This window comes from Candidatus Jordarchaeum sp. (assembly GCF_052745115.1).
In genome coordinates this window covers 1-7,830 of sequence record NZ_JBRAKS010000189.1, presented here as the reverse complement: position 1 = coordinate 7,830, position 7,830 = coordinate 1, and the positions used below count along the sequence as shown (strand labels likewise).

Below are 7,830 nucleotides of genomic sequence, written 5' to 3'. Positions count from 1 at the left end.
TCTGGAAGTGTCCTAGATGGGTAAGTTTCGGACAACGGTGTGTGACTTGCTCAACGAGATATCACCGCTTGTGGCTGAGGAACCTCTGCTCGACCAGATCATAGACCGTGTGGTAAGGTATGGGGGTGGGCTCTTCCACTGTTACGACGACCCCCGGATACCGAAGACAAACAACAACCTTGAGCAGAGTCACCACAAGTTTAAGAAGGAGAAGAGGCGGGTTATGGGAGGGACAGAAAACCGGCTTTACGTGGAGCTTCACGGACCCTTCGCGGCCGTGGCTCAGAACTACTGTGGGCAACCATTTGAGGAGAGGCTGGAGCTGGTGCGCACCTACTTCCCCTCGAGGGGGGCTTTAAGAGGGATGCGAGAGAAACACGAGGGTTTGCGCAGGGAGCACAGGGAGATTCTACGCATCAGAAGGCAGGGACTACCAAAAACGCTCCAAGAAGTGGAGGAAAAACTCGAGTTAACAATCAACAAACCTATAAAAGAATCACAATATAATAAATAATAGACTCATTGCTTCAAAATCTCGAACTGTTAACAATTTTATAAATTATAATAATTCATCCCACTTTCCGCACCTTTGATTTATTTTTTCCTATTTTTGTAAAATTTAAGTCTGTGGGGGGAGAAGCCTCCGCGTTTTTGAGCAAAACTCTCAAAAGAGTGGGGCTTATTTTGTGTGATGACTCCAGAGGGTGCCGGCTTCTGCGTCTCCTGCCCCCATTTTTCTACACAGTGGTGTTAAAAATAGGAGGGGAACCGTGGTCTCCAATCGGCCACCACAACAGGTTAAAAACTGGGAAGGGGAATTAAACACGGGGAAAGCCTTCCCCGGGACAAATTTTTCTGAAAAGTTTTTGAATCCAAGCAAAGAGAAACAAGCAGTAATTGGAAAAACGAAAAAACCCCGAAATATTCGTAAAGGGTGCGGAAAGTGGGATTCATTAGAATCCATATTTTATTAAAGTTGGAATAACAGAAATTTAAAAAAAGTAAAATCATTATCAAAAAATTAGTAAATAAAAAATAATTCTTTAAGCTTAACATGGAATATTGAGGGCTGTTTATGGTACGAATAGGAATAGTTGATAGAAATAGATGTAAACCAAAGGAATGTCAAAAGGAATGCCGTAAATTCTGTCCTCCTGTAAGAATGGGACAAGAAGTTATTATGTTCGACGCTGAAACTGGTCAAGCAATAATATCCGAACAGCTATGTGAAGGATGCGGAATATGTGTTAAGAAATGTCCTTTTGGAGCAATTAAGATTATTAATCTTCCCGAGGAGCTAGAAAAAAATATTACTCATAGATATGGTCCAAACACTTTCAAACTGTATCGTCTACCAATACCTAAGTCCGAAAAGGTTACTGGATTAATAGGCCCAAACGGGGTGGGTAAAACCACAGCTATGAGAATTTTAGCCGGTGAAATAAAACTAAATCTGGGAGATTATGAAAATCCACCAGAGTGGGAGGATATAATTAAATATTACCGGGGAAGCGAGTTACAACCCTACTTCGAAAAAATGTCTGCAGAAGAACTTAGAGTGGTTCACAAACCTCAGAACATTACTAGGTTGCCAGAGGTGGCTAAGGGAGTGGTGGGGGAGCTCCTGGAAAGAGTCGACGAAAGAGGAATAATGAGTAAACTGGCAGAGGAATTAGAATTAAAGAAACTGTGGAATCGTGAATTAAATGTTCTTAGTGGTGGTGAACTCCAAAGGGTTGCCATAGCGGCCACTGTTGCCAGGGAGGCTAACGTGTATCTCTTCGATGAGCCCTCAAGCTATGAGGATATCTACCAACGCCTAAACATAGCAAGAGTAATAAGAAAACTTGCAGATGAGCAAAAAACCGTAATATGCATAGAACACGACCTAGCTCTCGTAGACTATCTAAGCGACCAGGTTTGTATGTTCTACGGAACGCCGGGAGCATACGGTGTAGTTTCGCATCCGCACGGTGTGCGAGAAGGAATTAACATCTACCTAGATGGATTTCTTCCCGACGAAAATCTACGCTTTCGCGTAGAACCTATTAGATTCCACACCAGTCCCACACCATCTGGGGGATGGGAAAGTCAAGAGGTTTTATTATCATTTGGAAAAATGGAAAAAGGCTACAACGGCTTCTCTTTAAAAGTGGAAAGCGGTAGAATCCATAGAGGAGAGGTCATTGGAATAATTGGACCTAATGGCATCGGCAAAACAACTTTCATAAAATTACTTGCTGGAGAGATTCAGCCCGACGAGGGAGAACCTCCCGAGGAAGATGTTAAGGTTAGCTATAAACCTCAATATTTGAGGGCCAACTATGAGGGAACGGTACAAATGCTACTCAGAGATAGTGGGAGAAAAAGAGCGAGTAGCAGCGCATTCAAATCTGATGTACTCAGACCCTTAGAACTGGAGAATTTGCTCGATAGATATGTTAAAGAACTGAGTGGTGGAGAACTACAAAGTGTAGCTATTGCGGCTTGTTTATCTCGGGAAGCAGATGTATATCTTTTAGATGAACCAAGCGCCTTTTTATCTTCGGAACAAAGGTTAGTAATGGCTAGAACAGTCAGACGTGTAATAGAAAATTGGAAGGTTGCTGCGTTTATTGTGGAACATGACATAATTGGTGTAGATAGTCTCTCAGACAGCCTAATGGTTTTTAGGGGAGTGCCTGGTGTACAAGGGGAAGCAGCGGCACCAACCGATCTTAGGACCGGTATGAACCAATTCCTAAAAATATTAAACATAACCTTTCGAAGAGACCCTGAAAACGGTAGACCCAGAATTAACAAAGAGAATTCGAGACTAGATAGACTACAAAAGGAACAAGGTGAATATTATTACATCCCACTGGGAAAAGACTAGATTTCATAAAATTTTAAGATTAATTTTTGTTCTACTACTCATGTTTTTCTAGGGCTACTCCAGAATTAACTTCTTCTTCGCGAATACTACTTTATACAGTTCCTTGGCTTCAAACAAGACTTTTTGTCCCTCTCTGCTCTGAATTAAATACCCTATTTTCGCTAACTTGTTAAGATACCTTGAAATATTTCCTTGATCGATGTCAAGGGTTTCCGCCAATTGACTGGCAAAAACTGGACCACCTCCATATTTTTCACAAATTTTTAGAAAAATATCTAACTCTCTGGTGGTCAACTCCTCCTTCATTCTTTTGAGAATGCTTGTACTGAGTTTTCCTCTAGCTAAACGAATTCCTGTATCAAGGTCTTGGAGTTCAATCCTCTGGCTATCCACTCTTTTTAGAGCCGCTTCAAGTGTGCTGCGCAGGATAACCAGTAAGTAGCGCGGATTGCGATAAGCCACCTCGTTAGCCTTCTCAATAACCTCTTTTGTAAAAGGAAAAAGGGAATCTGGAGGATTGTTCTCTCTATATATTTTCAGTCTTTTTTTGACAAGCTCAATGGCTGCGTGATCATCTAAATCCTCAAACTCTATCTCGGCCATAATTCTAGAAATAACAGCGGGATGGACCTCCTTTACTCTTTGCCACGACTTTGGACTACTACAAATAACTGTTAAGTGCTTTCTCAGACCATGAACCCTTGAAAGGTATTCTCTGGTGAGTGTGTAAGCCTCTCTTATTTCTTTTTCATTTGCTGTAGATGCCAACTCCTCAAATTCATCTATTATGAAACATGTGGAATAATCATTATTACTCAAAATAGAAAAAACACTTGCTAAATCTTTACCCGCCTTATGAGAATTTAACTCCAAATTTTTTATAGCTAAATTCTTATAATAATCCCGTATTTCGAAAATAAAGTCCTTATCCTCAACGGAAAGTTCAAGAGAAAGAGCTTCTGGACAGACAGATTCAAAAAGGGCTTTGGCATATCTCATAGGATCTCCGCTGGGAACCTTACATAAAAAAACTATACCTTCATGTTTTTTAAAAGTATCAGCTATGGCAATAGCTCTGACACTTTTGCCTGTTCCATAGTCGCCCACTAAGCTCAGTGTTGCTCCTCCTCCGCTAAGAACAATATCTATATTTGTAGCTATTGATTCGTCTTCAGCTGTAAAGACTAGGGTTTCAAGTATTTCCTCTTCGGTCATAGCTTCTGCAGAAGTTTTAACGAAGGGATTTCCTTTAAGGAAAAATTGTTTGTATTTGTCCTTTTTAATAAGTATATCATAACTCATAGGTCTTTCCCCGTTTTTTCTATTTTAATGTATAATTAGAAAGCCTTATTAATGTAACTAGTGTATATTTATGCGAAGTATGTAAATAATGTAAAAGTATGTAATTTAAAAAGAAAAAATCTACATAGCCTACATACACAAAAATAAAGGGAAAGGCGAAAAAAATGGATAAAGCAACTACAAAAGTAATACTTGAACAGCTAAAATATGTCTATGATAATCTTTCTGAGAAAAAAGAAGAAGATGTTAGAAAATACAGATACACCTTAGCCCACACCATAGCAAACATGAGAATTGATGAAATAACTGTATAATGATTTTATACTAAAATTAAAATTACTGATTTTTTAAACATTTCCATCATATTGATAAAAATAATTTTTAACAAATTTTTTTAAAAAAATTAAATCTGAAAAATTATTATTAAATATTAAAAAATCCTAAAAAAAGAAAAAGAGAAGAAGGTATTCTTAATTAATCTTCTTTAACGAACCTATTTTCCAACTTCTTTAGGACACCGGGAAGGGTATTCTACTGCGTGAGGAAATCCTCAATTAACTTCAAATAAAATTTTATATATTACCATAAAACCTGCGCATGTATATTCCATCTCCTCGGGTCCTAGTCGGTGTGGCATAAAAGGTCCGTGTCTGCGCATGAATTCCGCTACTTCATTTGCTTTTTGTCTTGCTAGATCAAATGCTGGATCATCAAATAGGTCTATTGGTCCTACTAGGTGTCCATCGGTAATGTTGAAGCCTAAGGCAATAATTCTTGGTGGGCCATCGAATCTTGTACAAACCGCATTATTAACGCTTACAGGCATCAAAGGTCCTGTGTGACTACCTCTCATCCATCCTGCTACTAAGTGGGGAAACGCATAAGGTTCTAAGACCTCTCCGGTCGCTGGTAGTCCATGTTGGGATCGTACTAGGGCGCAGGGATCATCCTTTCCTACATATTTTCCGGCTATCAAACTGAGTCGTGATGTAGATACGGCTGCACACGGTAACCCATCTTTTCGCCATACTTTCCTAATTACGTATCTTCCAGTTGTTCCGATTAATGCTAGTACATCGTACATTTCTTCTGGGCAGTTTAGATGTACACCCTTGTTTTCCATCACATCGTATACATCGAAGGTGAATCCTTCGTGTAGTGAGGGATCGATTATTAGCCCTGCTGTGTTGAAGGGGTCTGCAAAGATTTTGAATATGGGATAATTGAAGGCTCCGGGCTCAGTTTTATCTGCCATAAAGGCTATTAGTGGATCACTTCCTCTTTCCTCAAATTCCAGTTCTGCGACTCCTGGCCCCATTCCTTTGACATTTCCACTGAATGTATCTTTGAGCAAATCTTGTCCTGCTCCGTATAATTTTAGTTTTCTCGAAATCTCGGTTGCCTTGGTGAATGTATCCCAGGCTAGTTTGTGTACTTTTTCGCTATCTTCACCATTTCTATGGGTCATTATTAATTCTAAGTCATCACCAGCGTGGGTCACATAATAATCTATTATTATTCCGTCTTTCTTTCCTTTCTCTAGAGAATTCTTAGCTATTTCTATGCAGTCTGGGTGTACCGTTGTGTGACCTGCGATAGATCCAATATCTGCTTTTATTAAGGAGACTGTTATTTTTGCCATTTTTTTCTCCCCTTTTTGTTGATAATGTTCAATTAGTTTGTATATTCTTAAATCTTTTTTTTGTTCTCCTCTATTTTAAATGTTGGAATTTTAGATGTTTTTAGGAATTTTTACATATACAAGTTACTTAGGGGCTTTTATTTTATACTGATTTTTCGAATTGATAGTATTGAATACTAATATAAATTCAATAAAAGAGGAAGAAGAGTTCCAGTTTTGAATATCCTATGTTACTCCTCAAGATTACTTCAATATGAAGTTAGCCAAGTCGATTAATCTTTTTGAATAGCCCCACTCATTATCATACCATGATAAAACTTTTACAAGATTTTCTCCTACCACGTAAGTGGTTCCAAGATCAACAATTGAGGAATACGGGTTTCCTATGAAATCCACAGACACTAGTGGTTCGTCTACACAGTCTAAGATTCCTTTCATTTCCTCTTTAGATGCTGTTATGAAAGCTTCGTTAACCTCTTCTTTGGATGTGGATTTTTCTACTAAAACTGTTAAATCGACTACAGAAACATCTGCTACAGGGACTCTGAGAGCCATTCCATCGAGCTTTCCGTCAAGTTCTGGTAGTACTAGGCCAATTGCCTTCGCAGCACCTGTAGTGGTTGGTATTATTGACAGGTTTGCGGCTCTAGCTCTTCTTAAATCTTTGTGGGGAAAGTCCAAAATTCTTTGATCGTTAGTATACGCGTGTGTGGTCGTCATAACTCCTTTCAGAATATTAAAGTTATCATTTAGAACTTTTGTTATCGGGGCGAGACAATTTGTTGTACAAGAAGCGTTTGAAATAATATGGTGCTTATTAGAATCGTATGTTTTATGATTAACACCGAGCACTATGGTGATATCTGGATCCTTTGCAGGGGCCGAGATAATTACCTTTTTAACTCCATCTCTTAGGTGTTTGTTTGCATCTTCCTTATTAGTGAAAACACCGGTGGATTCTATTACCACATCTATTTCATGGTCTCCCCAAGGTATCTGTGATGGATCTCTCTTGTTGAAGACTTTTATTTCTTTTTCGTTAACCCAGATTGCATCGGCGCCTTTCTGAGTTTTAACTTCTGCTTTTAGTTTACCATAAATTGAATCATATTTGAGGAGATGCGCCAAAACTGTGTTATCAGCTAGGTCGTTTATGGCCACAATTTCAACATTATCATCTTCCATTGCAGCTCTAAAGGTGTTACGACCTATTCTTCCAAAACCATTTATGCCTATTTTCACAACCATCTTATTTTCACTCTACCATATTTTTCATCAATAAATAAAGCTGAAACTATAAATTATTTTTGCATTCTAACTCTAAATTCTAACAATATCTGATTTTTACTACAGATAACAAAGTGAGTTGGATTTATATTTTATTTGAGTCATTTAAGTGTTAGGTGTGTTTAAATGGTTATACGGATTGATGATGCTGGATGGGGGGATCTTATTGGTGGGTGTTTATTGGGGTTTTTACGTCAAGAAACTGGTGAATATGTTGTAAAATTAATTGACGTTTCTCATTTCCAACCTCCAAATTTTATTAGAAAAACTTATCTTGAGGAGGCTTTAAGATTAGCGAAGGAGGCATTGAAGGAACTCAGGGTCACTAAGGAAGAAGAAATAGAGATTTGCACGGGCTCCGTTCTGAGTGAAATTAGGTTAACTCTAATGGAAGAAGGATATAAAGTGAAACCTACGCATATAGAAGGAGAATTACAAGATCTAGTTGAGAACTCTCTCCTGGATTACTATGCTGATTTGGGAGTTCCAAGAGAGAATTTGACTGTTGAGAGTGGGCGGGATAGATTTTATGTTCTGTTAAGATGGGTTATGGAGGATTTAGAACGTAGAGAAAAATTTGTTAAAACTGGATGGAATTCTTGGAATAATAAGTGGAGGTATTGGAGGCCAAAGAAAAAAAATTTTGGAAATAGAAAAACAAGTTTGTAAAATATTATTAAATCAATATTAATAATATTATAATGATATATACATACATAAATAT

At 38.2% G+C, this 7,830-nt stretch carries 8 protein-coding genes; 5 read left to right on the top strand and 3 right to left on the bottom strand.

Annotated elements, in window-relative coordinates:
- Window positions 1–16 precede the first annotated feature (16 nt).
- The 3 genes from ACUVXA_RS13160 (at window position 17) to ACUVXA_RS13150 (ending at window position 2,875) form a co-directional block, all read left to right on the top strand.
- Window positions 17–514, top strand: a complete 498-nt coding sequence (locus tag ACUVXA_RS13160) for a hypothetical protein (protein ID WP_445871732.1) — start codon at window positions 17–19, stop codon at window positions 512–514.
- A gap of 256 nt (window positions 515–770) precedes the next feature.
- Complete coding sequence (locus tag ACUVXA_RS13155) at window positions 771–974, top strand: hypothetical protein (protein ID WP_445871731.1); 204 nt, start codon at window positions 771–773, stop codon at window positions 972–974.
- A 101-nt stretch (window positions 975–1,075) separates the two neighbouring features.
- Window positions 1,076–2,875, top strand: a complete 1,800-nt coding sequence (locus tag ACUVXA_RS13150) for a ribosome biogenesis/translation initiation ATPase RLI (RefSeq protein WP_445871730.1) — start codon at window positions 1,076–1,078, stop codon at window positions 2,873–2,875.
- 54 nt (window positions 2,876–2,929) lie between these two features.
- Here the strand turns inward: ACUVXA_RS13150 and ACUVXA_RS13145 are convergent, their stop codons facing one another.
- Window positions 2,930–4,177, bottom strand: coding sequence for a hypothetical protein (locus ACUVXA_RS13145; RefSeq protein WP_445871729.1), 1,248 nt, complete (start codon window positions 4,175–4,177; stop codon window positions 2,930–2,932).
- 164 nt (window positions 4,178–4,341) lie between these two features.
- On the opposite strand from ACUVXA_RS13145, the gene ACUVXA_RS13140 reads away from it, so the two are divergent.
- Window positions 4,342–4,491: a hypothetical protein gene (locus tag ACUVXA_RS13140; protein ID WP_445871728.1), complete on the top strand. Its 150-nt coding sequence runs from the start codon at window positions 4,342–4,344 to the stop codon at window positions 4,489–4,491.
- A gap of 236 nt (window positions 4,492–4,727) precedes the next feature.
- On the opposite strand, the gene fbp is transcribed toward ACUVXA_RS13140, so the two are convergent.
- Window positions 4,728–5,819 (bottom strand): fructose-1,6-bisphosphate aldolase/phosphatase, encoded by a 1,092-nt coding sequence (gene fbp, locus ACUVXA_RS13135; protein ID WP_445871727.1) that lies wholly within the window; start codon window positions 5,817–5,819, stop codon window positions 4,728–4,730.
- Between the two features lie 243 nt (window positions 5,820–6,062).
- On the bottom strand, window positions 6,063–7,067 hold the full coding sequence (gene gap / locus ACUVXA_RS13130) for a type I glyceraldehyde-3-phosphate dehydrogenase (protein ID WP_445871726.1): 1,005 nt from the start codon (window positions 7,065–7,067) through the stop codon (window positions 6,063–6,065).
- A gap of 165 nt (window positions 7,068–7,232) precedes the next feature.
- On the opposite strand from gap, the gene ACUVXA_RS13125 reads away from it, so the two are divergent.
- On the top strand, window positions 7,233–7,775 hold the full coding sequence (locus ACUVXA_RS13125; protein WP_445871725.1) for a hypothetical protein: 543 nt from the start codon (window positions 7,233–7,235) through the stop codon (window positions 7,773–7,775).
- Window positions 7,776–7,830 lie beyond the last annotated feature (55 nt).

Excerpts from the sequence above, each read along its gene's own strand:
- ACUVXA_RS13160 (WP_445871732.1), top strand. The coding sequence starts at position 17 with ATGGGTAAGTTTCGGACAACGGTGTGTGACTTGCTCAACGAGATATCA.
- ACUVXA_RS13150 (WP_445871730.1), top strand. The coding sequence starts at position 1,076 with ATGGTACGAATAGGAATAGTTGATAGAAATAGATGTAAACCAAAGGAA.
- ACUVXA_RS13145 (WP_445871729.1), bottom strand. The coding sequence starts at position 4,177 with ATGAGTTATGATATACTTATTAAAAAGGACAAATACAAACAATTTTTC.
- ACUVXA_RS13140 (WP_445871728.1), top strand. The coding sequence starts at position 4,342 with ATGGATAAAGCAACTACAAAAGTAATACTTGAACAGCTAAAATATGTC.
- fbp (WP_445871727.1), bottom strand. The coding sequence starts at position 5,819 with ATGGCAAAAATAACAGTCTCCTTAATAAAAGCAGATATTGGATCTATC.
- gap (WP_445871726.1), bottom strand. The coding sequence starts at position 7,067 with ATGGTTGTGAAAATAGGCATAAATGGTTTTGGAAGAATAGGTCGTAAC.
- ACUVXA_RS13125 (WP_445871725.1), top strand. The coding sequence starts at position 7,233 with ATGGTTATACGGATTGATGATGCTGGATGGGGGGATCTTATTGGTGGG.